This window comes from Amycolatopsis sp. NPDC051371, from assembly GCF_040682155.1.
Lineage (GTDB): Bacteria > Actinomycetota > Actinomycetes > Mycobacteriales > Pseudonocardiaceae > Amycolatopsis.
In genome coordinates this window covers 51,903-78,344 of sequence record NZ_JBFBAG010000035.1, presented here as the reverse complement: position 1 = coordinate 78,344, position 26,442 = coordinate 51,903, and the positions used below count along the sequence as shown (strand labels likewise).

Annotated in this window: 26 protein-coding genes and 1 pseudogene; 12 read left to right on the top strand and 15 right to left on the bottom strand. The window is 71.4% G+C overall.

Going from position 1 to position 26,442, the window contains the following annotated elements; translation table 11 throughout:
• The first annotated feature begins 17 nt into the window (after positions 1-17).
• From hsaA to AB0M59_RS35615, 6 genes are all read left to right on the top strand, one after another.
• Positions 18-1,181 (top strand): 3-hydroxy-9,10-secoandrosta-1,3,5(10)-triene-9,17-dione monooxygenase oxygenase subunit, encoded by a 1,164-nt coding sequence (hsaA, locus tag AB0M59_RS35640; protein WP_364624246.1) that lies wholly within the window; start codon positions 18-20, stop codon positions 1,179-1,181.
• Complete coding sequence (gene hsaD / locus AB0M59_RS35635) at positions 1,181-2,026, top strand: 4,5:9,10-diseco-3-hydroxy-5,9,17-trioxoandrosta-1(10),2-diene-4-oate hydrolase (protein ID WP_364624244.1); 846 nt, start codon at positions 1,181-1,183, stop codon at positions 2,024-2,026. The genes hsaA and hsaD overlap by 1 nt, the downstream gene beginning before the upstream one ends.
• The gene (gene hsaC, locus AB0M59_RS35630; protein WP_364624242.1) at positions 2,026-2,937 is read left to right on the top strand and encodes an iron-dependent extradiol dioxygenase HsaC; all 912 of its coding nucleotides are present in this window, start codon (positions 2,026-2,028) and stop codon (positions 2,935-2,937) included. The genes hsaD and hsaC overlap by 1 nt, the downstream gene beginning before the upstream one ends.
• Complete coding sequence (gene hsaB / locus AB0M59_RS35625; RefSeq protein WP_364624240.1) at positions 2,934-3,473, top strand: 3-hydroxy-9,10-secoandrosta-1,3,5(10)-triene-9,17-dione monooxygenase reductase subunit; 540 nt, start codon at positions 2,934-2,936, stop codon at positions 3,471-3,473. The genes hsaC and hsaB overlap by 4 nt, the downstream gene beginning before the upstream one ends.
• Positions 3,474-3,612: 139 nt before the next feature.
• Positions 3,613-4,746, top strand: coding sequence for a hypothetical protein (locus AB0M59_RS35620; protein WP_364624238.1), 1,134 nt, complete (start codon positions 3,613-3,615; stop codon positions 4,744-4,746).
• 121 nt (positions 4,747-4,867) lie between these two features.
• The gene (locus AB0M59_RS35615) at positions 4,868-5,467 is read left to right on the top strand and encodes a hypothetical protein (RefSeq protein ID WP_364624236.1); all 600 of its coding nucleotides are present in this window, start codon (positions 4,868-4,870) and stop codon (positions 5,465-5,467) included.
• Here AB0M59_RS35615 and AB0M59_RS35610 read toward each other — a convergent pair whose 3' ends face one another.
• The 9 genes from AB0M59_RS35610 to AB0M59_RS35570 form a co-directional block, all read right to left on the bottom strand.
• Positions 5,468-5,722 carry a Smr/MutS family protein gene (locus AB0M59_RS35610; protein WP_364522382.1) on the bottom strand — a complete coding sequence of 85 codons (255 nt, stop codon included), beginning with the start codon at positions 5,720-5,722 and terminating at the stop codon, positions 5,468-5,470.
• Positions 5,719-6,786 (bottom strand): MBL fold metallo-hydrolase, encoded by a 1,068-nt coding sequence (locus AB0M59_RS35605; protein WP_364624234.1) that lies wholly within the window; start codon positions 6,784-6,786, stop codon positions 5,719-5,721. The genes AB0M59_RS35610 and AB0M59_RS35605 overlap by 4 nt, the downstream gene beginning before the upstream one ends.
• Before the next feature lie 26 nt (positions 6,787-6,812).
• Complete coding sequence (locus AB0M59_RS35600) at positions 6,813-7,832, bottom strand: acyl-CoA desaturase (protein WP_364624232.1); 1,020 nt, start codon at positions 7,830-7,832, stop codon at positions 6,813-6,815.
• Between the two features lie 105 nt (positions 7,833-7,937).
• On the bottom strand, positions 7,938-10,313 hold the full coding sequence (locus AB0M59_RS35595; RefSeq protein ID WP_364624230.1) for an excinuclease ABC subunit UvrA: 2,376 nt from the start codon (positions 10,311-10,313) through the stop codon (positions 7,938-7,940).
• The gene (locus AB0M59_RS35590) at positions 10,310-10,558 is read right to left on the bottom strand and encodes an AraC family transcriptional regulator (RefSeq protein WP_364624228.1); all 249 of its coding nucleotides are present in this window, start codon (positions 10,556-10,558) and stop codon (positions 10,310-10,312) included. The genes AB0M59_RS35595 and AB0M59_RS35590 overlap by 4 nt, the downstream gene beginning before the upstream one ends.
• Positions 10,549-11,736 (bottom strand): MFS transporter, encoded by a 1,188-nt coding sequence (locus AB0M59_RS35585; protein WP_364624226.1) that lies wholly within the window; start codon positions 11,734-11,736, stop codon positions 10,549-10,551. The genes AB0M59_RS35590 and AB0M59_RS35585 overlap by 10 nt, the downstream gene beginning before the upstream one ends.
• A 50-nt stretch (positions 11,737-11,786) precedes the next feature.
• Positions 11,787-12,197 (bottom strand): VOC family protein, encoded by a 411-nt coding sequence (locus AB0M59_RS35580; RefSeq protein WP_364624225.1) that lies wholly within the window; start codon positions 12,195-12,197, stop codon positions 11,787-11,789.
• Positions 12,198-12,207: 10 nt separating this feature from the next.
• Positions 12,208-12,651 carry a helix-turn-helix transcriptional regulator gene (locus tag AB0M59_RS35575; protein ID WP_364624223.1) on the bottom strand — a complete coding sequence of 148 codons (444 nt, stop codon included), beginning with the start codon at positions 12,649-12,651 and terminating at the stop codon, positions 12,208-12,210.
• A gap of 149 nt (positions 12,652-12,800) precedes the next feature.
• Positions 12,801-13,691 carry a LysR family transcriptional regulator gene (locus AB0M59_RS35570; protein WP_364624221.1) on the bottom strand — a complete coding sequence of 297 codons (891 nt, stop codon included), beginning with the start codon at positions 13,689-13,691 and terminating at the stop codon, positions 12,801-12,803.
• 111 nt (positions 13,692-13,802) lie between these two features.
• Here AB0M59_RS35570 and AB0M59_RS35565 point away from each other — a divergent pair.
• Positions 13,803-14,423: pseudogene (locus tag AB0M59_RS35565) on the top strand (MFS transporter); the annotation flags it as partial.
• A gap of 495 nt (positions 14,424-14,918) precedes the next feature.
• Here the strand turns inward: AB0M59_RS35565 and AB0M59_RS35560 are convergent.
• From AB0M59_RS35560 to AB0M59_RS35540, 5 genes are read right to left on the bottom strand one after another with little or no spacing between them, the layout of a single operon-like run.
• A complete protein-coding gene (locus AB0M59_RS35560; RefSeq protein WP_364624219.1) occupies positions 14,919-16,358 on the bottom strand; it encodes an FAD-dependent oxidoreductase in 1,440 nt (479 codons plus the stop codon).
• Positions 16,351-16,581 (bottom strand): ferredoxin, encoded by a 231-nt coding sequence (locus AB0M59_RS35555; RefSeq protein WP_257922546.1) that lies wholly within the window; start codon positions 16,579-16,581, stop codon positions 16,351-16,353. The genes AB0M59_RS35560 and AB0M59_RS35555 overlap by 8 nt, the downstream gene beginning before the upstream one ends.
• A 1-nt stretch (position 16,582) precedes the next feature.
• On the bottom strand, positions 16,583-17,200 hold the full coding sequence (locus tag AB0M59_RS35550) for a ferric reductase-like transmembrane domain-containing protein (RefSeq protein WP_364624217.1): 618 nt from the start codon (positions 17,198-17,200) through the stop codon (positions 16,583-16,585).
• Positions 17,193-17,990 carry a DUF4142 domain-containing protein gene (locus AB0M59_RS35545; protein ID WP_364624215.1) on the bottom strand — a complete coding sequence of 266 codons (798 nt, stop codon included), beginning with the start codon at positions 17,988-17,990 and terminating at the stop codon, positions 17,193-17,195. The genes AB0M59_RS35550 and AB0M59_RS35545 overlap by 8 nt, the downstream gene beginning before the upstream one ends.
• Positions 17,974-18,441, bottom strand: a complete 468-nt coding sequence (locus AB0M59_RS35540; RefSeq protein WP_364624213.1) for a hypothetical protein — start codon at positions 18,439-18,441, stop codon at positions 17,974-17,976. The genes AB0M59_RS35545 and AB0M59_RS35540 overlap by 17 nt, the downstream gene beginning before the upstream one ends.
• 367 nt (positions 18,442-18,808) lie before the next feature.
• On the opposite strand from AB0M59_RS35540, the gene AB0M59_RS35535 reads away from it, so the two are divergent.
• The 4 genes from AB0M59_RS35535 (at position 18,809) to AB0M59_RS35520 (ending at position 23,275) form a co-directional block, all read left to right on the top strand.
• Positions 18,809-19,372, top strand: coding sequence for a sigma-70 family RNA polymerase sigma factor (locus AB0M59_RS35535; protein WP_364624211.1), 564 nt, complete (start codon positions 18,809-18,811; stop codon positions 19,370-19,372).
• Positions 19,373-19,379: 7 nt separating this feature from the next.
• Positions 19,380-20,177, top strand: a complete 798-nt coding sequence (locus AB0M59_RS35530) for a zf-HC2 domain-containing protein (protein ID WP_364624209.1) — start codon at positions 19,380-19,382, stop codon at positions 20,175-20,177.
• A gap of 568 nt (positions 20,178-20,745) precedes the next feature.
• Positions 20,746-22,272 (top strand): DUF1996 domain-containing protein, encoded by a 1,527-nt coding sequence (locus AB0M59_RS35525; RefSeq protein ID WP_364624207.1) that lies wholly within the window; start codon positions 20,746-20,748, stop codon positions 22,270-22,272.
• Positions 22,273-22,315: 43 nt separating this feature from the next.
• Complete coding sequence (locus tag AB0M59_RS35520) at positions 22,316-23,275, top strand: SCO0930 family lipoprotein (protein ID WP_364624205.1); 960 nt, start codon at positions 22,316-22,318, stop codon at positions 23,273-23,275.
• Positions 23,276-24,115: 840 nt separating this feature from the next.
• Here AB0M59_RS35520 and AB0M59_RS35515 read toward each other — a convergent pair.
• On the bottom strand, positions 24,116-25,180 hold the full coding sequence (locus tag AB0M59_RS35515) for an Lrp/AsnC ligand binding domain-containing protein (protein WP_364624203.1): 1,065 nt from the start codon (positions 25,178-25,180) through the stop codon (positions 24,116-24,118).
• Between the two features lie 68 nt (positions 25,181-25,248).
• Here AB0M59_RS35515 and AB0M59_RS35510 point away from each other — a divergent pair, with 68 nt between their 5' ends.
• On the top strand, positions 25,249-26,442 hold the full coding sequence (locus AB0M59_RS35510; protein ID WP_364624201.1) for a M20 family metallopeptidase: 1,194 nt from the start codon (positions 25,249-25,251) through the stop codon (positions 26,440-26,442).

Genomic DNA, 26,442 nt, shown 5'->3' with positions numbered 1-26,442 from the left:
GCGAGAGAGGACTGCGCATGAGCGAGCAGGTGATCGCCGGGGTCCGGGACCTCCTGCCGGTCCTGCGGGAACGGGCCCAGGACACCGAGGACGCGCGCCGCGTCCCCGAGGAGTCCGTCAAGGCCCTGCAGGAGACCGGGTTCTTCAAGATGCTCCAGCCGAAGTCGTACGGCGGCCTCGAAACCGACCCGGTGAGCTTCTACACCGCGGTCAAGCTGATCGCGAGCGCGTGCGGGTCCACCGGCTGGGTCGCCTCCATCCTCGGCGTCCACCCGTGGCACGTCGCGCTGTTCGACGACCGGGCGCAGCAGGAGGTCTGGGGCGAGGACGAGGACGTGCGGATCTCCTCGTCGTACGCCCCGATGGGCAAGGCCGAGGTCGTCGACGGCGGCTACCGGCTGACCGGCCGGTGGAGCTTCTCTTCCGGCAGCGACCACTGCACGTGGGTGCTGCTCGGCGGACCGGCGTTCAAGGACGGCAAGCCGGTCGACTTCTGCACGTACCTGCTGCCCATCGCGGACTACTCCATCGTGGACGTCTGGGACACCATCGGCCTGCGCGGGACCGGCTCGAACGACATCGTCGTCGAGGACGTCTTCATCCCGCAGCACCGCGCGCTGAGCTTCATCGCGACGTCGAAGTGCAAGGTGCCGGGCCAGGTCGTGAACCCCGGCCCGCTGTACCGGCTGCCCTACGGCTCGGTGCACCCGAGCACGATCACCGCGCCGATCATCGGCATGGCCCAGGGCGCCTACGACGCCCACGTCGAGCACCAGGGCAAGCGCGTGCGGGCCGCCTACGCCGGCGAACAGTCCAAAGAGGACCCGTTCGCCAAGGTGCGGATCGCCGAAGCGGCCAGCGAGATCGACGCCGCCTGGCTGCAGCTGACCCGCAACATCGAGGACCTGTACGAGCTGGCCAAGCGCGAGGAACGGCTGCCCGTGGACCTGCGGCTGCGCGTCCGGCGCGACCAGGTGCGCGGCACCGAACGCGCGATCAGCGCGATCGACCGGCTCTTCGAGAACTCCGGCGGCCGCGCCATCCAGCGCGGCACGCCGATCCAGCGCTTCTGGCGCGACGCGCACGCCGGCCGCGTCCACGCGGCCAACGACGCCGAGCGCGCGTACGTCATGTTCGGCACCGGCGCCTTCGGGCTGCCCGTCGAGAACGCGATGTACTGATGGCCGCTCCGGAAGGCAAGTACGTCCAGGCGGGCGGTTTGAAGCTGCACTACCACGAAGCCGGTGCGGAACACGCCGAGACGGTGATCCTGCTGCACGGCGGCGGGCCCGGCGCGTCGGCGTGGAGCAACTTCGGGCGCAACCTGCCGGAGTTCGCCAAGCACTACCGGACGATCGCCGTCGACCAGCCCGGCTTCGGCCGTTCCGACAAGCCGACCGAGCACCCGCAGTACTTCCGCCACAGCGCGGACGCCGTCGTGGGCCTGATGGACGCCCTCGGGATCGAGCGCGCCCACTTCGTCGGCAACTCCCTGGGCGGGGGCGCGGCGGTGCGGCTCGCGCTGAACCACGGCAAGCGCGCGGGCCGCCTGGTGCTGATGGGACCGGGCGGGCTGAGCGTCAACCTCTTCGCGCCCGACCCGACCGAGGGCGTCAAGAACCTCGGTCGCTTCGCCGCGAAGCCCAGCCGGGAACGCATGGAAGCGTTCCTGCGCATCATGGTCCACGACCAGGCACTGATCACCGACGAGCTGATCGACGACCGGTTCGCCGCGGCGAACACCCCCGAGTCACTCGCCGCGATGCGGGCGATGGGCATGTCGTTCGCGCAGCCCGACACCTACGAAGAGGGCATGCTCTGGCGCGAGGCCCATCGCCTGCGCCAGCGCGTGCTCCTGATCTGGGGCCGCGAGGACCGCGTCAACCCCTTGGACGGCGCTGTCCTCGCCCTGAAAACCGTCCCCCGCGCGCAGCTGCACGTGTTCGGCGGCTGCGGGCACTGGGCCCAGCTGGAGAAGTTCGACGAATTCAACCGGCTGGCCCTCGACTTCCTCGGGAGTTCCTGATGGGTATCCGGTCACTGGGCTACCTCCGCATCGAAGCCACCGACATGGCCGCGTGGCGCGAGTACGGGCTCAAGGTGCTCGGCATGGTCGAGGGCAAGGGCGGCGACCCGGAGTCGCTGTACTTGCGCATGGACGACTTCCCGGCGCGGCTGGTGATCTCGCCGGGTCCGGCGGACCGGTTGGCGGCCACCGGCTGGGAGGCCGCGAACGCCGGCGAGCTGGCGGAGATCCGGTCGCGTTTGGACAGTGCCTCGGTGCCGTACAAGGAGGGCACGCCGGAGGAGCTGGCGGACCGGCGGGTCGACGAGCTGATCAGCTTCGACGACCCGTCCGGCAACACCCAGGAGGTGTTCCACGGCGTCGCGCTGCAGCACCGGCGCGTCGTGAGCCCGTACGGCCACACGTTCGTCACCGGCGAGCAGGGCCTCGGCCACGTCGTGTTGTCCACAAAGGACGACGAGGCGTCGTTGCGGTTCTACCGCGACGTCCTCGGCTTCCGGCTGCGCGACTCGATGCGCCTGCCGCCGCAGATGCTCGGCCGGCCCGCCGACGGCCCGCCCGCGTGGCTGCGGTTCTTCGGCTGCAACCCGCGCCACCACAGCCTGGCGTTCCTGCCGATGCCGACGCCGAGCGGGATCGTGCACCTGATGGTCGAGGTGGAGAACACCGACGACGTCGGCCTGTGCCTCGACCGCGCGATCCGGCGGAAGGTGCCGATGTCGGCCACGCTCGGCCGGCACGTCAACGACCTGATGCTGTCGTTCTACATGAAGACCCCCGGCGGCTTCGACGTCGAGTTCGGCTGTGAGGGCCGGCAGGTCGACGACGAGAACTGGATCGCCCGCGAGAGCACCGCGGTCTCCCTGTGGGGGCACGACTTCTCGGTCGGCGCGCGGCCCCCGGGCGCATGACCTCGGTGGCGGTCGACCAGGCCGGGTTCCGCAGCGTCCTCGGGCACTTCTGCACGGGCGTCACGGTGGTCACCGGCCGGGACGGGGACACGCTCGCCGGGTTCGCCTGCCAGTCGTTCGCCGCGCTGTCGCTCGACCCGCCGCTGGTGCTGTTCTGCCCGGCTCGCACGTCGCGGACGTGGCCGGTGCTGGCCGCGGCGGGCCGGTTCGCGGTCAACGTCCTGGCCGAGCACCAGGAGGAGGTCAGCGCCGTGTTCGGCGCCCGCGGCGAGAACAAGTTCGCCCGGGTTGCCTGGACGCCGTCGCCGTCCGGGGCCCCGCTGCTCGACGGCGCTTTGACGTGGATCGACTGCGAGCTGGAAGCGGTGCACGAGGCGGGCGACCACTACGTCGTGATCGGCCGGGTCACCGCGCTGGGCGCGCCGTCGGACGCGCGGCCGCTGCTGTTCCACCGGGGCCGGTACGCGGTGACCGAGCCGGCCCGGGACGCGCTCGCGGCGCTGATGCCGTGGCCGCGGCCCGACGATTGGCTTTGAGGCGGATCGGGCCGGAGCGGGATGTGCTGCCGGCGTTGATGATCGGCTTCGACACAGTCGCGGTCCGACGACCGGCTCCGAGTAACGGCCGCCGGGTCGCGGGCGACTTCCCGGGAGTCGTCGCCCGAGGAGGACCTCCGTGCAGCTGTGCGGTTTCCCGGCCGCCGAGGTCGAGTTCGACCGGGCGGGCGAGCTCGTCGGCGACCGGGGCGCGGCCGTGCGGGAGCTCGCGGCCGACCCGGCGGTCACCGACCTCGTCGTCCTGACCCACGGCTGGAACAACGACCACCTCGTCGCGCGGCTGCTCTACTCGGCGATGGCGGGGTCGATGCGCGCGGTTTCGGGTGGTCTGCCGGGCCGGCGGATCGCGTTCGCCTGCGTGCTGTGGCCGTCGCGGAAGCTCGCCGGCCTGGAACCGGACGCCGGCCTGCCCGAGCGACTCGACCTGCTGCGGGACCTCGTGCCCGGCCAGCGGCTCACCATCGACGCCGCGGCCGACCTGGTGCCGGCGCTGACCGTCCGCGCGACCGCGCGCACGGCGTTCGCCGCCGCCCTGCTCTCGGTGGCCTCGCGCGGCGCGGACGACCCCGAAGACGCCTCGACGCAGCTCTTCACCCTCCCCGGCGGCACGGTCATGGACCGCCTCGGGACGACCGGCTTCGCCGACGCGGCGTCGCACCTGCTCGACTTCCTCGCCTACTACGAAATGAAGGCCCGCGCGGGTGAGGTCGGCGTCCGCGGCCTCGCGCCGCTGCTGGCCAGCCTCGCCGGGCCGAAGGTCCACCTCGTCGGCCACAGCTTCGGCGGCCGGCTGGTGACGGCGGCCGCGAACGCGCGTCCGGCCGGGTCGGTGGCGACGCTGACCCTGCTGCAGGCGGCGTTCTCGCACCACGGCTTCGCCGCGGACCGGGACGGCCGGCCCGGCGCCTTCCGCGGGGTCCTGGACGAGCGGGTCGTGACCGGGCCGATCGTCGTCACGCACACCGCCAACGACCTCGCGGTCGGCGTCGCCTACGCGATCGCGTCGCGGATCGCCGGCCAGACGGTCTCCGCGCTCGGTGACGCGTCGAGCCCCTACGGCGGCCTCGGCCGCAACGGCGCGCAACGGACCGCCGAAGCCGTCACGGCGGAGCTGCTGCCGGTCGGCGGGAGCTACCGCTGGCGGCCGGGCGTCCCGCACAACCTGCTGGCCGACCGGTTCGTCCGCGGCCACACCGACGTCTGCGGGCCGCAGATCGCTCACGCGTTGTGGTCGGCGATCGCGGCGAGTTAGCGCGACCGGGTGGTTGTGCACGGGTTCACAGGTGGGCCGCATCCCATTTACGAGAGAAAGTCGAGCCCCCGCGCGCACACTGTTATGGAGATGACGTTTTCCTGGGAGGAGTGAGTCGCGCATGCGTGGGCCCAGCGGACGGATCGCGCGGTTCCGGCGCCGGTTGCACCCCGGCCGCAACCCGCTGACCAGGTTCGGCGACCGCGTCGAGGCCGTCCTGCTGGTCCTGGTCTTCGCGGGCGCGCTCCTGGCGCTGCCGTTCGCGGCCGCGTTCGGCTCCGAGACTTACGCGTCGCAGACCGCCCGGGCCGAGCAGGAACGCACGACGCGTCACCCGGCGACGGCGGTTTCGCTGGTCGCGGCGCCCAGCCAGACGTACAGCACCGACGGCGCGGGCGCCCCGGCCGACCAGACGACGGTCCAGGCGGCGTGGTTCGACGCGCGCGGCGCCCGCCACACGGGCGACGTCCTGGCCGATGCGGGCAGCCCGGCGGGCACGCACGTGTCGGTGTGGCTGGACCAGCGCGGCGAGCTGACGAACGAGCCGCTCTCGCCGTCCACCTCGGCGGCCGACGGGGTGTTCGCGGCCATCCTGCTGTGGGTCGCGATCACGGGCGCGCTGGCCGCGGTGTACGGCGCGGGCCGGCTCGCGGTGAGCCGTCTCCACTCGGCGGCGTGGGACCGCGCCTGGGCCGAAGCCCGCCACGACAGCCGGTTCTGATCACTTCCAGCGGAAGTGCACGAACACCCGGCCGAAGTTGTCCTTGTCCTTCTCGATCCGGTGGTAGAGCGCCTTGACGTCCTTGCGCTCGAGGAACCGCAGGACGTGCTTCTTCAGCTGGCCTGAACCTTTGCCCGGGATGATCTCGACGAGCGGCGCCTTCTTGGCGACGGCTTCGTCGATGATTCCCTTGAGCGCCCGGTCGATCTCGCCGCCGCGGTTGTAGATGTCGTGGAGGTCCAGCTTCAGCTTCACAGCGCCTGCCACCAGCCGTCGACCGCCGGCGGCGCCGCCACGTCGATGCGCTCGCCCGGGCGGGGGATCGCCAGCGCCAGGTCCGCCGCCTTCGCTTCGCGCCACACCCGGTCCGCCGGCTCGCCCCACGGGTGCATCGCCAGCTGGAACGTCGCCCAGTGGACCGGGACCAGCAGCTTCGCCCGGACGTCGATGCCCGCCGCGACGCCTTCCTCCGGAGTCATGTGGATGTCCGGCCAGTGCGGGGCGTACGCGCCGATCTGGATCAGCGCCACGTCGAACGGGCCGTGCTCCTCGCCGATCGCGGCGAAACCGTCGAAATACCCGGTGTCGCCGCTGTAGAACACCCGGTGCGACGGCCCGAGCAGGGCCCACGACGTCCACAGCGTGTCGTCGTTCGTGATGCCGCGGCCGGAGAAGTGCTGGGCCGGCGTAGCGACGAAGCGGACGCCCGCCACCGTCGCCTCTTCGTGCCAGTCCAGCTCGATGATCCGCGCGGCCGGGACGTGCCAGCGCTCCAGGTGCGCGCCCACTCCGAGCGGCACCAGGAAGGGCGCCGAAGTCGACGCCACCAGGGAGCGGACGGTCGCCAGGTCCAGGTGGTCGTAGTGGTCATGGGAGATCACCACCGCGTCGACCCGCCCGACCCCGGACAGCGCCACCGGCGGCTCGTGCAGCCGCCGCGGGCCCGCGAACGCCGCGGGCGAGACCCGGTCGCTCCAGACCGGGTCCAGCAGCACCCGGGCGCCGTCCAGCTCGATCAGCGCCGACGCGTGGCCGTACCACGTGACGTGCAGACCGTCGGCCGAGAGCACCGGCTCCGACGCCACCAGCGGGACCGCCCCGCCGGGTTTGCGCAGCTCGCGGTGCTCGCCGAAGAACATCTCGCGGAAGATCGTCCGCATCGACGCCGCGGTCATCGGCAGCCGCGGGGCGGCGTTGCGGAACACCTTGCCGTCGAACTGCGCCGAGGCGCGGACCCGCTCGGCCCGCGCCCCGGTGGCCTTCGCGCCGAACGCCGCCGGCAAGTCCCGCAACCCCGGAGCCGCGACCGTCTTTTTCATGATGCGGTCTTCCTCATCCCCCGAGTCTACGAACGGTTCCTGAGAGGTGCCCCAGCTTCATGCAGGTGGGTGAGCGCCTGCCGGTAGGACTCGACGAGGCTCGTCTGCAGGTAGGGGATGCCCAGCTCGGCGCAGTAGCCCTGGACGATCGGCTGCGCCAGCCGCAGGTGCCGCGACGGCATGCTCGGGAACAGGTGGTGCTCGATCTGGTAGTTGAGCCCGCCGAGGGCGACGTCGATCACGGCGCCGCCGCGGACGTTGCGGGAGGTCAGCACCTGCTTGCGGAGGAAGTCGAGCGCGGGCTGCCCGGTCAGGGTCGGCATTCCCTTGTGGTTGGGCGCGAAGATCGATCCCATGTAGACGCCCCACAGTGCCTGGTGGACCACGAAGAACAGCAGCGCCATGCCGGGGGAGAGCACGAGGAGCAGCGCGCCGAGGTAGACGACGACGTGCGTGGCCAGCAGCGCGGCTTCCACCCAGCGGCGGCGCAGGCCCGGCTTGCACACCGCGCGGATCCCGGACACGTGCAGGTTGAGCCCTTCGAGCGTCAGCATCGGGAAGAACAGGAAGGCCTGGTACCGCCCGATGAACCGCGCGACCCCGCCCGCGTTCCGGGCCTGGTCCTTCGACCACACGAAGATGTCCGGGTCGACGTCGGGGTCGAGCTCCTCGTGGTTCGGGTTGGCGTGGTGGCGGGTGTGCTTGTCCATCCACCAGCCGTAGCTCATCCCGATGCCGAGGTTGCCGACGAGCATCCCGGCGATCTCGGTGGGCCGCCGGCGCCGGAAGACCTGCTTGTGCGCGAGGTCGTGCGAGAGCAGCGCGATCTGCGCGAACATGACGGCCTGGAACGCGGCGACGGCCAGCTGCCACCACGAGTTCCCGAGCAGTGCGAAGGCGACCCACCCGGCGGCGAACAGCACGCCCACGACGGCGAACCGGGCGGTGTAGTAGCCGGGGCGGCGCGTCATCAGGCCGGCGGCGGAGATGCGTTGGCTCAGCCGGGCGAAGTCGCTGCCGGTGTGCACGAGGTTGTCTGTGGTCACCGGCCACAGTCTTCCGGGTAGGGGTTCGTCACGGAACCCGGAGTACCCCCGGCACATTCCGGGGGCCTGCCCCATCGCCGATTCTGGTATACGCGGGCCGCCCGGTCAGCCGACGTACTCCGCGAGGTGCTCACCGGTCACTGTGGACCGTGAAACGACCAGGTCAGCGGGGGTGCCCTCGAAGACGACCTGCCCGCCGTCGTGGCCCGCGCCGGGGCCGAGATCGATGATCCAGTCCGCGTGGGCCATCACCGCCTGGTGGTGTTCGATGACGATCACCGACTTGCCCGAGTCCACAAGTCGGTCCAGAAGGCCCAGCAGTTGCTCGACGTCGGCCAGGTGCAGGCCCGCCGTCGGCTCGTCGAGGACGTAGATCCCGCCCTTCTCCGCCATGTGCGTCGCCAGCTTGATCCGCTGCCGCTCGCCGCCGGACAGCGTCGTGAGCGGCTGGCCCAGCGTCAGGTAGCCGAGGCCGACGTCGGACAGGTGTGTGAGAATCTTGTGAGCTGCCGGAAGCTTCGCCTCGCCTTCGGCGAAGAACTCTTCCGCTTCGGCCACCGACATCGTCAGCACCTCGCTGATGTCGCGCCCGCCGAACCGGTAGTCCAGCACCTCGGCCATGAACCGCTTGCCCTCGCACACCTCGCACGGCGTGGCGGTGCCGGCCATGATCCCCAGGTCGGTGTAGACGACTCCGGCGCCGTTGCAGTTCGGGCACGCGCCTTCGGAGTTCGCGCTGAACAGCGCCGGCTTGACGCCGTTGGCCTTGGCGAACGCCTTGCGGATCGGCTCCAGCAAGCCGGTGTAGGTCGCCGGGTTGCTCCGGCGCGAACCGCGGATCCCCGTCTGGTCGACCGTCACCACGCCCTCGCCGCCGGACACCGAGCCGTGGATCAGCGAGCTCTTTCCCGAGCCCGCCACCCCGGTCACGACGGTCAGGACACCGAGCGGGATGTCGACGTCGACGTCCTGCAGGTTGTGCGTCGAAGCGCCCCGCACCTCCAGGAAGCCCGACGGCGAGCGCACCGAGGACTTCAGCGACGCGCGGTCGTCCAGGTGCCGCCCGGTGAGCGTCTTGCTCTTGCGCAGACCGTCCACAGTGCCCTCGAACACGACCTCGCCACCGTCGGAACCGGCACGCGGCCCGAGGTCGACGACGTGGTCGGCGATCGCGATGGCCTCCGGCTTGTGCTCGACGACCAGCACCGTGTTGCCCTTGTCGCGCAGCTGCAGCAGGAGGTCGTTCATGCGCTGGATGTCGTGCGGGTGCAGCCCGATCGTCGGCTCGTCGAAGACGTAGGTGACGTCGGTGAGCGACGACCCGAGGTGGCGGATCATCTTGGTGCGCTGGGCTTCCCCGCCCGAGAGCGTGCCCGACGGCCGGTCGAGCGAGAGGTAGCCGAGCCCGATCTCGACGAACGAGTCGAGGGTGCGGCGCAGCGCGTCCAGCAGCGGCGCGACCGACGGCTCGGCCAGCTTCCCCACCCAGCCGGCCAGGTCGCTGATCTGCATCGCGCACGCGTCGGCGATGCTGATGCCGTCGATCTTCGACGACCGGGCCTCGCCGGACAGCCGTGTGCCGTCGCAGTCCGGGCACGTCGTGAACGTGACGGCCCGCTCGACGAACGCCCGGATGTGCGGCTGCATCGAGTCGACGTCCTTGGACAGCATGGACTTCTGGATCGCCGGGACCAGCCCCGAGAAGGTCAGGTTGATGCCCTCGACCTTGATCTTGGTCGGTTCCTTGTACACCAGGTCGTTGAACTGCTTCTTGGTGAACTTCTTGATCGGCTTGTCCGGGTCGAAGAGGCCGGAGCCGCGGAAGATGCGGCCGAACCAGCCCTCCATGCTGTAGCCCGGGATGGTGATCGCGCCTTCGTTGAGCGACTTGTCCTCGTCGAAGAGCGCGGTCAGGTCGACGTCGTTGACCTTGCCGCGGCCCTCGCAGCGCGGGCACATGCCGCCGGTGATGCTGAAGCTGCGGCGCTCCTTGATCTGCCGCCCGGCCTTCTCGATGGTGACGGCGCCCGCGCCGCTGATCGAGGCGACGTTGAACGAGAACGCCTGCGGCGAGCCGATGTGCGGCTGCCCGAGCCGGCTGAACAGGATGCGCAGCATCGCGTTCGCGTCGGTCGCGGTGCCGACGGTGGAGTGCGCGTTGGCGCCCATCCGCTCCTGGTCGACGATGATCGCGGTGGTGATCCCGTCGAGGACGTCGACGTCGGGACGGGCCAGTGTCGGCATGAACCCCTGGACGAAGGTGCTGTAGGTCTCGTTGATCAGCCGCTGCGACTCCGCGGCGATCGTGCTGAACACCAGCGAGCTCTTGCCCGAGCCGGAGACCCCGGTGAACACCGTCAAGCGCCGTTTCGGCAGCTCGACGCTGACGTCCTTGAGGTTGTTCACGCGCGCGCCGTGGACGCGGATCAGGTCGTGGCTGTCGGCGACGTGCGGTGCGGACTTCCTCGTGGGCTTGGTCATCGTGTCTCCAGCACTCGGTCGAAGGTGCGCGTGCGGACCGCCCGGGCGGTCCGCTGATAGGCGTGCGGGGACTGCCCGTAGGCGTCCCGGAAGCGGCGGAGGAAGTCCCCGGCCGCCATGCCCGCGCTGTCGGCGAGCGCCTCGACGTCGAGGGTCGGTTCACGGTCGATGCGGTCGCGGACGCGGCGCAGCAGCACCAGTTCGCGCAGGTGCTCGCGCGCGGCGATCTGGAGGCTCAGGCACATGGGACTTCCCCTTTCGGTGTGCGGTCGAGTACGGCCCGGGCCGCGATCGGGAGCAGCAGGAGCGTCAGCACCCCGGACAGCACGAGCCCGCCGGTGGTGCCGGTCAGTTCGATCAGGGGACCGCCGAGGGCCAGGCCCAGCGGGGCGGCGACCGTGGCGCCGGTCGTCCAGAGCGTCACGACCTGCTGCTGCTCCCCGGGTTCGAGTCCCGACTGCAGGAAGCTGTACGCGACCGGCGTGAACGGCGCGTACACCAGCCCGCCGAGGGCGAAGACGACCAGCGCGGCCGTGAGGTCGCCGACGGCCGCGAGCGCGATCGGGCACAGCGCCCACAGCCCGATGATCGCGACCAGCAGCGGCCGCTGCGGGAGGTTGCGCAGCCGGCTGACGAGCGCGGCGCCGAGGAACGCGCCGGCCCCGAGCGCACCCCACAGCAGACCCAGCCCGGACGCGCCGGCGTGCAGCGTCCCGCTCACGTACAGCGGGAGCGCCACTTCGATGGGCATGTACAGGAAGTTGAAAAAGAACTCGACGACGAGCAGCCGCGCGGCGACCGGGCGGCGGCGCAGGATCCGCCAGCCGGAGGTCTTCGGCTCGCGCAGCGCGTCCCGGCCCGCGGCCGAGCGGGGCACGAACAGGAGCGTCGCCGCGAGCAGGACCAGCGCGCCGCCCGCGTCGAAGAAGAGCGCGTAACCGGCGCCGGCGGTCGCGACGATCAGGCCGCCCAGCACCGGCCCCGCGATGTAGAGCGCGAACGTGGTGTTCAGCCCGAGCAGGCCGTTGACCGAGAACCGCCCCGTTTCGCCGGCGGCCGACGTCGCCAGGAGCCGGCGGCTGCTCGACCCGGCGAGCCGGAAGGTCGCGCCGAAGAGCAGGCCGGCGATCAGCACCGGCAGGGTGAGCGTGCCGGTGACGGACAGGACGCCGAGAGCGGCGAAGGTCAGCGAGCGCAGCACGCAGTCGGCGACGAGGAGGGCACGCGGCGGCACCCGCACGCGGCCCAGCCCGATGGCCAGCGCGAGGACGGTGGCGAGCACGAACGGCGCGGCCTCCACCAGCCCGATCGCGATCGCCTTCGGCACGCTGCCGTGCAGGGACAGCGTCTGCACCGGCATGGCGACGATGATCATGCCCGTGCCGACGTTGGCCAGGAGGTCACCCAGCAGCAGCCCGGCCACGCGCCGGTCGCGCAGGACGTCGCGGTAGCCGGCGGGGGCCGCGACCTCGGTCAGCGGAGCTCCTGGATGCGCAGGAGGTTGCCGGCGGGGTCGCGGAACGAGCAGTCGCGGACGCCGTAGGGCTGGTCGACGGGCTCCTGGACGACCTCGGCGTTGCCCGCTTCGAGCTTCGCGAAAAGGGCGTCGAGGTCCTTGGTGGCCAGGTTGATCGAGGCGTAGGTGCCCTTGGCCATCATCTCGGCGATCATGCGGCGCTCGTCGTCGGTGAGGCCGGGCGTCGCGGACACCGGGCTCAGCACGATCGCCGTGTCGGGCTGGTTCGGCGGGCCGACGGTGATCCAGCTCATCCCGCCGTACTTGACGTTCATCCGGACCTCGAAGCCGAGGAGGTCGCGGTAGAAGGCGAGGGACGCTTCCGGGTCGGTGTGGGGGAGGAAGCTCGAGTGAATGGTGACGTCCATGGCCGTCACCCTAGGTGGCCGCCGAGGGCCGCGCTTCTCGATTCCTGATCGGTCTGGTGACCTGTTTGGCCACGCACGGCGGCATCCCGACGGTGGCCTCGGCCTGCTCCTCGCGGTAGACGCTCGGCGGCACGCCCACCAGCTCGGCGAACCGGGTGCTGAAGGTGCCCAGCGACGAGAAGCCGACGGTGAAGCAGACCTCGGTGACGCTCAGCTCGCCTTTGCGCAGCAGGGCCATCGCCCGCTCGATCCGGCGTGTCATCAGGTACGAGTACGGTGACTCTCCGTAGGCCTTCCGGAACTGCCGGCTGAGGTGCCCGGCGGACATGTTGACGCCCCGGGCGAGCGCCTCGACGTCGAGCGGCTGGGCGTACTCCCGGTCGATCCGGTCCCGGACCCGGCGCAGCAGCGCGAGGTCGCGCAGGTACTGGGCCGAGGCGGCGGTGCTGGTCACGCTCGAATCGTGCCACACCGGACGGCTCCCGCAGAGCGCCCCAATGCGGCCTTGGGTGCGTTGAACCAGCGCTGTGGCGCGGAGCGCCTCCGTTGAGGGTGGTGGCGGGGGCATGGATGGAGCACCGAAGGCCACATCGGGGCGCTGGGTCAGCGGAGGGCGTCGCGGATCGTGTCGCGCAGCCAGCGCTGGGCCGGGTCCGCGTCCAGACGGGCGTGCCAGTACAGCCGCACGTCGGTCTCCGGCAGCTCCACCGGGATCGGGAACCAGCGCAGGCCCAGCGCCGGGCCGTGCTGCTCGGCGAGCCGCCGGGGCACCAGGCCGACGTAGCCGCTCGACGCCACCAGCAGCGTCGCCACCGCCGAGGTCGGGACCACCGCCGCCACGTGACGCTGCAGGCCGAGCGCGGCCAGGGCCTCGTCGAGCGGACCGCGGGCCAGGCCGCGCCGGGACGCCGACACGTGCGGGTGGCGGCACAGCTGCGCCGGTGTCGGGCGGCGGCCGCGGCCCAGCGGGCTGTCGGCGCGGACGATGCCGACCAGCCGTTCGCGGTACAGCACCGCGGTCCGGATGTCCGGCGCCGGGGCGTCGCCGACGCCGATGTCGAGGTCGATCGAGCCGTCGCGCAGCGCCTCCGGGCTTTCGCTGCCCTCCGCGACGAAGCGCAGCGTGACGCCCGGGGCGGCCGCCGCCGTCGCTTCGACCGCCGCCGACGCCAGGGTCGCCGCCACGCCGTCGTTGATCCGGATCGTGAACGTGCGCTCGAGGCCGGCGACCGAGAAGTCCACGTTGACCAGGGACGCCGCCTCCTCCAGCAGCGACCGCACCCGGGGAGCCGTGCGGAGCGCGAACGGCGTCGGGGCCATCGCGCGGCCGGCGCGCACCAGGATCGGGTCGCCCATCGCGCGCCGCAGCCGGCCCAGCGCCCGGCTCGTCGCCGGGATGGACAGGTGGAGGCGCTCGGCCGCCGCCGTCACGCTCCCGTCCCGCAGCAGCGCGTCGAACACGCGCAGGAGGTTCAGGTCGAGCTGGTCGGGCATGGTTGCAGCGTACGCAACTCTGCTTTGCCGAAGTTGCGTGGCGTGCAGCTACGGGCGCTTCCTGCCGTCGGGCTCATGCACCTCGAGAAAAGAAGCGGCCTGCTCACGCTCATGTGCGCCTGCGTGGTGCTCGTCGTCGGCATGGTCGCGGCGGTCAACCTCGCCGTCCCGATGCTCGCGGCGAGCGCGCCGCACCCGTCGGCGTCCGCGCTGGTCTGGATCGTCGACACCTACGTCATCGTGTTCGCCTGCCTGGTGATCCCGGGCGGGGCGGCGGGCGACCGGTTCGGCCGCAAGGGCGTCCTGCTGGCCGGGCTCGGGCTGTTCGCCGCCGGCGCGCTGCTGTCGGCGGTGGCCCCGGACGTCGTCCTGCTGCTCGCCGGCCGGGCGCTCACCGGGGCCGGGGCCGCCGCCGTCCTGCCCAACTCGCTCGCCGTGCTGCTCCACGCCGTGCCGCCGGAGAAGAAGCCCGCGACCATCGCGACGTGGGCGTCGATGACCGGCATCGGCGGCGTCCTGGGCAACGTCGGCGGCGGGCTGGTCCTGACCACCGGCTCGTGGCGCTGGCTGTTCGCCGCCGTCGTGCCGCTCGCCCTCGGCACCGCCGCGCTGGTGGCGAGGGCTGCGCCGGTGTCGTCGCGCCACGACCGCAGGCTCGACCCGCTGGGCACGGTGCTGCTCGTCGGCGCCTCGGTCGCGCTGCTCGTCGGGATCGTCCAGGGCCCGGAGGCGTTTGTCGCGGACGCCGGGCTGCGGGTGGTCGGGATCGCGGTGCTGATCCTCGGTGTGCTCGTCGTGGCCCAGTCGCGGGTGTCCCCGGGCTCCCGAGTGACCTCGAAGACGAGGTGAAGGCCGTCCCGAGGGCTCCCGTTTCCCTCGAGACGGCCTTCACCGGTGCAACCCCGATCCCGACTGTTCGACCGTGACGGCCTTTCCGGCGGCATACCCTTCCACCGGAAAGGCCGTCACGGACGTGCACGCCGCAGCGGCGGAACCGCCGTGACGCTCGACCCCGGGCCCCCGCCCGGTGCGCCGGAAGAAGGCCACCCCGAAGGCGTCGGGTTCCCTCGGGGTGGCCCTCTTCTGGCCCGCCGGGCGCTCGGTCCGTACCGGACGCGAGGCGGGCAGGGGGACGTTGGGAGCCGGTCACCACACCGCCCAGCCGCGGAGGGGATGTGGTGACCGGCGAGGGACGATGGCCGCCGCGCGCAGCCACGTCCCGGCTTTCTACCTCCCCATCGGGATCGCCATGGTCGGCGGCGCCGCACCGCCGGGCTGCGCCGCGAACGCTGTCGTCGGCGGGGCCGCCAAGGCGGGGAAGGCCGTCGTGGGGATGTTGTTGGCGAACTCGCTCTCGAACTCGCGCTCGAAGGCCTGCTGGTCGAATCCGCTGTCGACCTCCGTCGGCACGTCGGCCGCCAGTGCGGCGAGCGACGGTTCGACGACCGGGACCTCGGGGACCTCCGCGACGGGCGCGGGCTCCGGCTCGGGCACGTACTCGGGGGCGGGCAGCCGGCGGTCGAGCTCGGCCATCCAGTCGAGCATCGCCCGCGGCTTGTCCCACGCGGAGATGCCGACGAGCCTGCCGTCGCGGATGAAGCCGGTGATGCCGTCCGCCAGCGTCACGGTGTCCTCGGCCAGGCTGGGCATCCCGCACATCTGCAGGCGGGTGTCGTACAGCGTCGACCAGGCCCGGGGGAGCGGGGTGAACGGCTTGGCGCTGGACTGGCCCATCAGCAGGTTGTCCGCCGCGTGCCGCGCCGACTCGACGGCGTTGATCCAGTGCTCGACCCGCCGCGGGGTCTCGTCGAACCGCAGGTTCGGCCAGCGCGCGATGTCGCCGGCGATGACGACGTCGGAGGCGCCCTCGGCGAACAGCTTCGAGTCGCAGAGCACGCCGTCGCTGATGTCGAGGCCGGAGCCGCGCATCCAGTCGACCGACGGGACGCTGCCGATGGCGAGCACGACGACGCTGGCGACCAGCAGCTGGTTGTTCGTCAGGTGCAGCCCGACGGTGTCCTTCGTGCTGATCCAGTGCCGCACTTCGCTCTTCATCGCGAGCTTCGCGCGGTGCTCGTGGTGCGCCTCGACGACGCCGTTCGAGACGCGGTCGCCGAAGCGGTGCAGCGGCGCTTTCGCGTGCCCGACCAGGGTGACGTCCCGGCCGATGTGCCGCATGCTCGCGGCGAACTCGTTGCCGATCAGGCCGGCGCCGATCACGACGGCCGGCTTCTTGCTGGCGTTGAGGCAGCGCCGCACCGCCATCGAATCCTCGACCGTGCGCAGGATCCGCACGCGCGGGTCGTGCCGCGGCGACCCGGGCAGGTGCCGCGGGTAGACGCCGGTCGCGGCGATCAGGCCGTCGTACCAGAGGGATTCGCCGCCGGGCAGGTGCACGACCCGCTCGGTGGTGTCGAGGTGGGTGACCCGCGCGCCGAGGCGCCAGTGCACGTCGAGATCCGGCAGGTAGTGCGAAAGGCCCACGTCGCTGGGCCGTTCGGTCCCCATCACGAGTGCCTTGGAGACCATCGGCCGGTGGTAGGGACGGCGGGCTTCGTCGCCGATCAGGACGATCTCGCCGTCGAAGTTCTGCTCCCTCAGCCGTTCCGCGGCGCGCAACCCCGCGACACCCGCGCCGACGATGACGATCCGGTCGCCGTCAGCCATCGAGCTCTCCTCTCATCACGACCGCCTGCATCGGGCAGCAGCGGGCCGCCATCTTCGCCTGTTCCATCGTGGTTTCGTCCAGCAGCCGCGTGTGGAAGCGCAGGCGGCCGTCCTGGCCGAGGTCGAACACGTCCGGCGCCTCCATGGCGCAGATGCCGTAGAGCTCGCACCGGTCGTTGTCGACGCTGATCCGGGGCCCGCCACCGGGCAAACGGAAGGGCATGTCAAGCCACCTGCTCTTCCACGAGTCCGATGCGTTCGAGGGTCCGCGCGGGCATGAACCGCAGCAGCGACGTCGTGACCGCCGGGACGAGCAGCGTGATACCGCCCAGCCAGACGACCGCGAGGTGGCCGTTGGCGATCGAGCCGAACCACGCGTGCAGCGCGGTCAGCGCGACGGCCGGGTAGGCGCAGCGGTGCAGCCACAGCCAGCGGCGGTAGGAGGTGAACCGCTGCAGGCCGGCGGTGAGCGCGATGGCCAGCATGACCTCGAAGCCGACGATGCCGATGCTGTGCCGGGTCTCCTGGCCCGACAGGAAGGGGAGGAACAGGTACTGCAGGCTGTAGGGCTGGACCGTCAGGTAGAAGAAGCCCAGCGCGTGGACGCCGCCGAAGATCAGCGTCCCGGTGGCCAGCACCATGTGGGAGCTGCGGAGCGCCTTGCGGCCGGTGACCGAGCGCACCCAGCCGGTGGCGGTGAGCACACCCCAGGTGAGCGTCAGCATCATCGCCGCGTAGGACGCCCGGGCGGCGAAGGCCGCGAGGCCGCGGGCCGCCGGGTCGGTCTTCGGCTGGAACTGCTGCGTGAGGAAGATCGTCGCGTCGTGCCAGGTCTCAACCATGGCTACCCCCGGTTCTGACGGTGGCCGGCCGGCGCGTGGCACGGGCGCGGCCGCGGTTGCCCTTGATCTGGCGCAGCACGTAGAAGAGGCCGCCGCCGACCAGGAGGAACAGCGCCGCCACCACGGCGATCTGGGACGTGTCGAGACCGAGCGGCTGCCCCACCGGCGCGGCCGTGGTGGAGACGGCCGGCGCGGGGAGTGCGGTGTAGTCGACCATGCCGCTGCTCTCGAGCATCGTCATGTGCCGCAGGACGGCCTGGTTGCCGACGGTCGCGAACGCCCGCACGTCCTCGTTGCGGGTGCCGGCGCGCAGCTGCGCGAGGACGGCGAAGACCTGGCCGTGCGCCGCGCGCAGCCGGTTGGCGAAGACGCTGTCGAACGACGGCCCGGGGGGCGCCTGCATCTCTTCGAGGAGCCAGCCGCGCTGCTCGTCCGACGGCTGGTCGGGCACCGGCGAGTTGAACTTCGCCGACAACGCGCGGGTCCCGACGTCGAGCCGGCCGTGGTCCATCATGATCGCGAAGCCGATCGCCTGGACCTTCGGGCTGCCCTTCTGCATCGCCATCATGCCCGAGGGCATCTCCCACAGCCCGGCCTGGCGGACCTTGGTCAGCAGGATGGCGTCTTCGGGCGAGACGGCGTTCGTCTGGGCGATCGACGCCGGGGACACCGAAGCGAGCAGGGTCAGCACCGCGACCAGCACGAACAGGATCCGGACCAGCGGGCGGGAACGCTCGAGCGGGGACGGCGGAGCGAACTCGAGCCCGGCGTACTCAGATGCCGAAAGCATTGATCCTCCACTCGTCCTGGGTCAGCGTGATCTTCTTGCCGTCGGGCGTGATCGGGTACCAGGACTGCTCGGCGCCCTGACCGGACGTGTCGGCCGGTTCGCTGTCACCGGTGAAGTGGTACAGCGGCCAGCCGGCGAGGGTCGCCTGCTGGGTGCCGTCGTCACGGGTGATCTGCCCGATCAGCGACTGGTCGACGTCGATCGGCGCGGGACCACCGACCTTGACCGGGATCCACTTGGCCGCGCAGGCGTCGTTGCAGTTCGACCGCGACGGGTTGGTCGTGTCGCGGTCGTAGCGGTAGATCGTGTAGCCGGTCCCGTCGACGAGCATCAGGCCGAGGTCGAAGGTCTTCGCGCCCCTGAGCTGGCTCTTCATCGGGTCGTTCGGGTTGGCGGTGATGGGCTGCGGCATGGCGAGGGTCATCGGGGCCTGCATACCGGGCATCTGCATACCGGCACCGCCACCTGCGGCGTAACCACCCGAGGTGGTGGCAGCGCCGGCGGTACACGCGGTGAGCAGGGCGAGTGCGGTGAGGCACACGGCGGCGGGGACCACCGTACGGGGAATGCGTATCACTGCTCCTCCGGAGGGCATGACTACGCGCAGTAGCCTGGGGTGAGGCGGAAATGCGCGCGAAAGATCCACAGTGGACACTCAGTCCGGAGTGGATGCGGAGCGTTGCGGGGGACAACGCGTTGTCGGGGGTCTTCGGTAGGGGATACGGACACGGTAGGGAAACGGTTCAAAAAAGTTTTGCCCCCCGGGTTGCGGCATTTGGTACTAGACGTAGGCCGTCCGGCCCACCAGGATGTCCCGCGTGGGACGGCACACTCGAGCGCTGAGACCCGTCGAAGATCATCAGGAAGTCGTTGGTGGGACCGACGACGCCCATGACGATCTGGCGAAGGCGCTCTACCAGGAGTTCGGCGGGTCCCTCATGGCGTTCGCGCTCCGGCTGACCGGCCACGACCGGCAGTGGGCCGAAGACGTCGTGCAGGAGACCCTGATCAAGGCGTGGCGGAACGCGGACAAGCTCGACCGCCAGCCGGAGATGCTGCGCGCGTGGTTGTTCACGGTGGCGCGCCGCACCGTCATCGACGGCTGGCGCAGCCGGAGCGTGCGCCCCCAGGAGCTCGAGGAGATCGAATCCGACGCGATCGCGGTGTCCGACGAGTCGGACCGGACGCTCGCCGCGATGATCGTTTACGAAGCGCTGCAGGGCCTTTCGCCCGAGCAGCGGGAGGCCATCCAGCAGACCTACCTGCGCGATCGCACCGTGAACGAGGTGGCGGCGACCCTCGGCGTGCCGCCGGGCACCATCAAGTCCCGCATCCACCACGCCGTCCGCGCGCTGCGCCGGTCCTTGCGTGAGCGGGGGTGAACTGAGGGTGGCCGGGTCCGCACACACCGACGTCGCCGCGTACGTGCTCGGCGTCCTCAGCGAGGCCGAGAACACCCAGTTCGAAGCCCACCTCATGAATTGCCCGCACTGCCAGCTCGACCTGATCGAGCTCTACCAGCTGCCGGACGTCCTCGACCTCGTGAAGCGCAGCTGGCCGGAGCCCCCGATGCCCGCGCCCGGCCCGCGCACCCTCGCTCCCGGGCCCCGCGTGCTGCGCGGCCTGATGGAAGAGGCCTCGGTGAAGCGCCGCCGCCGCAAGCGGCTCGGCATCATCGCCGGCGCCGCGGCCGCCGCGCTCGTCGTGGCCGGCCCGCTGGTGACCCTCGCGGTCCGGCCGGCCGACGCCGTCCCGCCCGCGTCCCTCGCCGCCCCGAGCACCAAGCAGCCCCCGCCGGCGACGAGCGTCCTGGCGACGAGTGTCCCGGCGCCGTCCACCGGCGCGTCCGGCCAGCCGGGCGGCGGCCAGACCTACGGCCGCGGCAGTGGCAGCGGCGGGTCCGCGGTCAGCGCGGTCGTCACGGTGTCCCCGGTGGAGTGGGGCAGCCGCGTCGACCTCGAGCTGCGCGGCATCGTCGGGCCGTTGAAGTGCCAGCTGTTCGCCATCTCGACGACCGGTGACGCCCGCGTCGTGTCCGGCTGGTCGGTGCCGCCCAAGGGCTTCGGCATCCCCGGCTCCCCGGACCCGTTGCGGCTGCAGGGTTCCATTTCGCTGGCGATGGACCAGATCTCCCGCTTCGAGGTCCGCGGCGACGACGGCACGGTCCTCGTCGTCGTGCAGCGCTGACTCGTCCTTCGCGCTCTCCGAGGTCCTGAACGACTCGTCCATCGCGTCCGGCGCGGTGGCTCCGGCAAAGTCCTGGTCACGCGCTCGCCGCCGGCTCCACCAACGTCTTGAATGACTCATTCAGGTCTTCGGGTGTCCTGAATGAGTCATTCAAGACATGCCGACGCCCGGGAAACACCCGATCCGGCCTGGTCGCCGCCTGTGCGCCGTCCGGTGCCTGTCGTGAACCACGGTCCCGGATGAGGCGTGGTTCAAGACATGAACCAGTCGTCCACCGCGTTCCGGCGCGGCAAGAAAGTTTTCATTTCCCGGTCGCAACGCCATGACCTGGGTGAATGGCGTCCGGTTGCGCTTCGCTTGATAACGAACAGATAACGGGCTGGTCGCTTTTGAACCTCGGGCCGCTCACGTCCGTATCCCCCAATGCATCCCCCGATGCATCCCGACAGCCGGAACCACAAGCCCCCCGCGGGTTCCGTGCGATCTCGACCTCAAACCAACGGTAGTTCTTGCCCGGGCCGCCGCGCTATTCGGCGTGCCCGGAATAACGAACGAGGTGAACTAGTCTATGGCCCGGAACCAGTCTCGGTCCCCCGTGACGGGCAAGCATCGCGTCGCCCGCCGAACCAAGATCGCGATGGGCGCGCTCGGCCTGGCGATCGCCGTCGGCGCACTCGCCGTCGCGGTCACCACGGGCCGCACAGGTGAGGCCAGCGCGGACCCCGCGGACCCGTCGTTCTTCATCGACATCAACAAGGTTCCCGCCGGCAACAACGTCAACGCGGCCTTGAAGAAGAAGGGTGCGCAAGGATCCTTCACCGTCGACTGTGGAACGAACGCGGACGGCGCGCACCACAACCCGGACAACTTCATCGCCCAGCCCGGGATCAAGAACGGTGCCCAGCACCTGCACGACTACGTCGGCAACGTGACCACCGACGCCGACTCGAGCCTCAAGAGCCTGCTCGCCGGCGACACCACCTGCAAGAACGGTGACCAGTCGGCCTACTTCTGGCCCGTGATCCGCATCGACCGCGAAGACGACGCGGCCAACCAGAACGAGAACCAGCAGGCCCAGCAGAAGCAGCAGGGCAAGACCGGCGACGTCCAGCAGGACCAGAGCGCCAAGGACGCGCAGGCCGCGGACGACGCCGGCCAGGGCCAGGACGCCCAGGATCAGGACGCTCAGGACCAGCAGGGCCAGGACGCGCAGGACCAGAACGCGCAGGACCAGCAGGACCCGAACGCCCAGGACCAGAACACCCAGGACCAGAACGGGCAGCAGCAGAAGCGCCGGAACACCGGTGGCGGCGCGACCCGCTCCGGTGACCAGAGCGCCCAGCAGCAGGGCGACCAGGGCCAGCAGGATCAGCAACAGGCCCAGGACCGCCGTCGAGGCGGCCAGAACGGCGGCCAGAACAACAACGGCGGCAAGAACAACGGTGGCCAGAACGGTGGTCAGAACAACGGCGGCCAGAACGGCAACCAGAGCAGCTCGGCCGCCGCACCGCCGGCCGAGGAGCTCGGCGGGCCCGAGGGCGCGAACGAAGAGGTCGGCGACAACGACGGCGAGATCGTCGAGCCGGAGTCCGCGACGCTGAAGTTCATCGGCGGTGGCGCGCAGAACGTCGTCGCGATGCCGCTGGGCCTCCGCGTCCTCTACGGTGACGCCAAGCAGAGCACCAACGGCCCGGCCAACGCCCGGCCCAGCTGGACCTGCACCGGGTTCGAGGACCGCCTGACCGACCTCTACCCGATCTGCCCGCAGGGCAGCAAGGTCGAGCGCATCCATGCCTTCCCGAACTGCTGGGACGGCAAGAACACCGACAGCGCGAACCACCGCACGCACATCGTGTTCGCGAACCAGCAGGGCAAGTGCCCCCAGGGCTTCAAGAACGTGCCCCAGCTGCAGGTGACGCTGGTCTACGACGTCCCGCAGGACGTCCAGCAGAACGGCCAGTACAAAGTGGACGCCTTCGCCCAGGAGAAGCACAACCCGCGGTCCGACCACGACGACTTCGCGAACGTGATGAGCAAGAAGATCATGAACCGCCTGGTCGGCTGCATCAACTCGGGCAAGGCCTGCGCGGAATAACCCTTTCGCACCAGTCACTCCACGCCAGGAGGGAGAACGTCCGATGAACCGTGCTCGTCCGAGTGCCGCTGCACTGTCCGCCGCCATCGCCGGTCTCGCGCTGGTCGCGGCCTGCGGGACCAACCCGTACGCCACGTCCGGTGCGGTCCAGCCGGTGTCGCTCGGCGCTCAGCAGCAGCTCTCGGCGAGCACGGTTCAGGCGAGCTCCGGGGCCGGCCAGGCCCAGCTGGCCACGTCCACTGTGGAGGGTCTCGGCGCGGTCCTCGCCGACGCCGAAGGCCACACGCTCTACCGCTACGCCAAGGACACCGCGAAGCCGCCGAAGGTCGCCTGCGTGGACGCCTGCGCGGAAAGGTGGCCACCGCTGGTCTCCGACTCCCCGGCGCTGGCCGCGGAGGTGGACGCGCAACTCGTCAGCCTGGTCACCCGGCCCGACGGCCGCAAGCAGGTGACCATCGGCGGCTGGCCGGTGTACCGCTACGCCAAGGACACCGGCTCCGGCCTCGCGCTCGGCCAGAACGTCAGCGCGGACTGGGCGGCCATCACGCCGGAGGGCGAGAAGGCGGCCGCGGCCGCCGGGACCCGATCAGCCGCACAGACCACCCTCGGCACCGCCGAGATCGGCGGCCTCGGCCCGGTCCTGACGGACCAGGCCGGCCGCACGCTCTACCTGTTCACCCGGGACGGCCGGGGTTCCGGATCGTCCACTTGCGACGGCGCCTGCGCGCGGACGTGGCCACCGCTGCTCGTCGGCGGCCGGACCACCGTCGCCGAAGACATCGACACCGGCCTCGTCGGCCAGATCACCCGGGCCGACGGGAGCAAGCAGGTGACCGTCGGCGGCTGGCCCGTCTACACCTACGCCCGGGACGGCGCGCCCGGCGAGGCGACCGGCCACGGCGCGGGGAACACCTGGTACGCCATCGAACCCAATGGCTGCAAGGTCGACCCGTCGCGCCGGCCCGACGCCGCCATCGCGACCGCCTCCTCCAGCGGGTACTGACCCGCTCCACGAACCCCGGCCCGGCGGACACTTCCCTCCACCTCACCCCCCAGTCCGCCGGGCCGGTAGCACCACCCGAAGTACCGCGGGACCCCCGTCCCGCGCCCCGAGCCCCGGCCCGGGTGGACGCTTCCCTCCACCTCACCCCCCCCAAGTCCCCCCGGGCCGGGATTCCTCACCCCACACCGATCCGGCAGCGCCGGGTCAGCGAAGGAGGAAACAGGCGGGCGCCTCCCGCCCCGCGAGTTCCGGCCGGTGGACGTTCTTCCCTCCACCTCACCCCCCGAGTCCACCGAGCCGGAACTCCTCCCCATGCCACCCCAATCACGCGAGATGCCCTCCCAGTCACGCGAGATGCCTCTCCAGTCACGCGAGATGCCCTCCCAGTCACGCGAGATGCCCTTCCAGTCACGCGAGATGCCCTTCCAGTCACGCGAGATGCCCTTCCAGTCACGCGAGATGCCCTTCCAGTCACGCGAGATGCCCCTCCAGCCACACGAGTTCCGCCCCCCAATCACGCGAGTCACGTCGCCAATCACGCGAGTTCCGTCCCCAGTCACGCGACATCCGCTTCTGATCACGCGAGTCACGTCCCCAATCACGCGAGCCGACCGTCCAAGTGCGCGAACCGACTCTCCGGGTACGCGAACCGACCGTCCAAGCACCCGAGTTCCGCCCACGATCACGCGACATCCGCCTCAGATCACGCGAGCCCCGGCTCCGATCACGTGAGATCCGCTCCCGGACTTCCCGGCCCGGCGCCCGCCCCTCGGTCACCGAGCCGGACTTCCCGGCCCCCAAGACCCGGTCCGGTGGATGCTTCCCTCCACCTCACCCCCCTCATCCCCCGGACCGGCCCACGCTGCGGTCCCCGTGCTCCGGCACGGGGACCGCGGCCCAGAAGTCCAGCGGCACGCGCCCGATCCCGCGTCCGGCCGCGTCGAGCAGGCGGCCCATCAGCTTGACGTTCCGCAGCGTCACCGCGCGGCCGGTGATCTCCAGCCACGGCAGCTTCGCCGCGAGGACCGCCTCCAGGGCGAGGGTGTCGTGCTGCGACGGCAGCCACACCACCAGCATCAGGTTCGCCGCCCCGGTCAGCGCCGCGCACATCCGCACCTCCGGCAGCATCGCCAGCGACCGTGCGGTCGTCTCCAGCTTGTCCGGCGGCACCCGCAGCCAGAGCGTCACGGTGACCGGCGCGGGCGAGACCGACCGCGCGATCTCGCACCGGACGCGGATCGCGCCGCGGGCCAGCAAAGCGTCCAGCCGGCGCCGGACGGTCGTCGCGCCGACGCCGAGTTCGGTCGCCAGCGCCGCCGCCGACGCCCGGGCGTCCACGCCGAGGGCCAGGATCAGCGCCCGGTCCGCGTCGTCGAACCGCAGGGGCGCGCGGTTCTTCACCGGCTTCACCGACAGCGCCTCGCGCTGCCCCGGCGAGATCGCCCGCACCCGCCACCGGCTGCCCTCGGTGAACATCCGCGGTGACAGCACCGTGCGCACCCGCGTCACCCCGGGCACCGCGGCCACCCGGTCCAGCACGTGCGCGCCCAGCTCACGCAGCGTCGGCGCGACGACGTGGGCGAGCAGGTCGCACGGCCCGGCCACGTACTCGACGGTCACCACGTGCGGGTCCGCGGCCAGCGCGGACGCCACGGAAAGCGCCGTCCCGGGCGAACAGTCGATCTCGACGAACGCCAGGGCCAACTGCGCGGTCAGCTCCCCGCCGATGTACGCGGTGAGCCACGCGTCCCCGCGCTCGACCAGCGTGTCCCAGTGCCGGGCGGCGGTCACCGCGCCGAGGCCGAGCGCCCGGCCCAGCGTCGACCACGACGCGCGCGGGGCCGCCTGCAGCGCGTCGACCAGTTTGAGGTCCTGCTCGGTCAACATGGCGGATTCTTCGCTCATCAGCTCTCGCAGCGGTGGTTTCGGTGTTTTTCCCCGGCCATTGTGCTCGACACTTGCATGATCTGCGGATGACCCTGCGCTCGGACGCCGCCGCCCTGCTCGCCGACCTGGTCGCCCTCCGCCGCGACCTGCACCGCATCCCCGAGATCGGCCTCCACCTCCCGCGCACCCAAGAGCGGGTGCTCGCGGCCCTCGACGGCCTGCCGCTCGAAGTCAGCCTCGGCAAGAACCTCTCGTCGATCACCGGCGTCCTCCGCGGGGGCAAACCCGGCGGCACCGTTCTCCTGCGCGGCGACATGGATGCGCTGCCGGTCACCGAAGCCAGCGGCGAGGACTTCAGCTCGACCCTCGACGGCGCCATGCACGCCTGCGGCCACGACCTGCACACGGCGGGGCTCGTCGGCGCGGCCCGGCTGCTCGCCGCGCGCAAAGCGGACCTGCCCGGCGACGTCGTCTTCATGTTCCAGCCCGGCGAAGAGGGCTGGGACGGCGCCGGCCACATGATCGACGAAGGCGTGCTGACGGCGTCCGGCAAGCACGTCGACGCCGCCTACGGCCTGCACGTTTCGGCCGCCAGCTACACGAAGGGCCAGTTCACCGCCCGGCCCGGCACGCTGATGGCGGCCTCGGGCGCGCTCGAGGTCCGGGTAAAGGGCGACGGCGGCCACGGCTCGTCGCCGCACGACGCCCGCGACCCGATCCCGGCGGCCTGCGAGATGGTGACCGCCCTGCAGACGATGGTGACGCGCACCTTCGACGTCTTCGACCCGGTGGTGGTCACCGTCGGCTCGTTCCACGCCGGCACGCGCCGCAACATCATCCCGGACGACGCGGTCTTCGAGGCGACGCTGCGGTCGTTCTCGCCGGAGGTCGCGGCGCGGGTGGGGGAGCGGGCGGTGCAGGTGTGCCAGGGCATCGCCCAGGCGCATGGCCTCGACATCGACGTCACCTACGAGCCGGAGTACCCGGCGACGGTCAACGACGCCGCCGCGTACGACTTCGTCGCCGACACGATCCGTGACGTCTTCGGCGAGGAACGGTTCGCCGAGATGGCCGACCCGATCACCGGTTCGGAGGACTTCTCCCGCGTGCTCGAACGCGTCCCCGGCGCGTACCTGTTCCTCGGCGCGTGCCCGACGGACCCGGCGAACGCGCCGGACAACCATTCGCCGCGCGCCCGCTTCGACGACAGCGTGCTCGGCGACGGTGCCGCGCTGCTGGCCGAGCTCGCCGTCCGCCGCCTCGGGCTCCTGGCCGGGTGA